Source organism: Marinobacter vulgaris (assembly GCF_003344045.1).
Classification (GTDB): Bacteria; Pseudomonadota; Gammaproteobacteria; order Pseudomonadales; family Oleiphilaceae; genus Marinobacter; species Marinobacter vulgaris.
In genome coordinates, this window is sequence record NZ_QFWX01000035.1 from 1 (window position 1) to 693 (window position 693).

Consider the following 693-nt stretch of genomic DNA (forward strand, 5'->3'; position numbering starts at 1 on the left):
AGACACCTCGCTTATGGTGGCGATATTACCACCTACGTTGGTGTCCGGAATCATTGGACCACTACAAGCAGGCGTGGGGGCCGGAGGAATCAGGGCGCTTCGCGAGGAGCAATATCGTGCGGCGGGTTCGAGACTAATAGAACCCGCCATTACCCACGCTTTGAACAGGCCGCATTTTCAAACCATTACTTTTCGAGGGAATCCTCGTAAGCCTGCAGATCGGATTCTCGCCAACGAGCGGTTGTAGGTGAGAGTTTGAGCGGTTTCGGAAAGCGCCCTTCGCGAATCCAACGCCAAATGGACTTAGGGGCAACCCCATAACGTTTTCTGACTTCTTTGATGCTGTAAAGCATTTTCTGTACCTCGTTTTGATTACCTGGTACCCAATAAGTTAATCGCTAACAAGGGTCTGTTGGTGAGTCTAATTGCCAGAAAAATGTAGAAACTCCGGAATTCCCATTAATAATCTGAACGCTGCCGTTTCGGTGGCAGTTTTCCTGTGTATGCATACCGGGCATAGTCGGTTAGCAACATCATGCGGCGGTCTAAAATTTGGTCGCTCAGATAAGCGGCACGGGTTTCGTCGCTATCCAAGTGCGACAAACAGAGCTCAGAAACTACATCATTGTAGTGGCATAGTGAATCTGGCCACCTGATTTTGAGTGTATGATCACTCATAAAGAAAGTCAGGTG

1 protein-coding gene and 1 pseudogene are annotated in these 693 nt (G+C 48.9%); both read right to left on the reverse strand.

The features are described 5' to 3' along the window. Positions 1-185 precede the first annotated feature (185 nt). Positions 186-353 carry a helix-turn-helix transcriptional regulator gene (locus DIT71_RS18570; RefSeq protein ID WP_114614525.1) on the reverse strand — a complete coding sequence of 56 codons (168 nt, stop codon included), beginning with the start codon at positions 351-353 and terminating at the stop codon, positions 186-188. A 106-nt stretch (positions 354-459) separates the two neighbouring features. After that, a pseudogene (locus DIT71_RS18325) lies at positions 460-693 on the reverse strand (hypothetical protein); the annotation flags it as partial.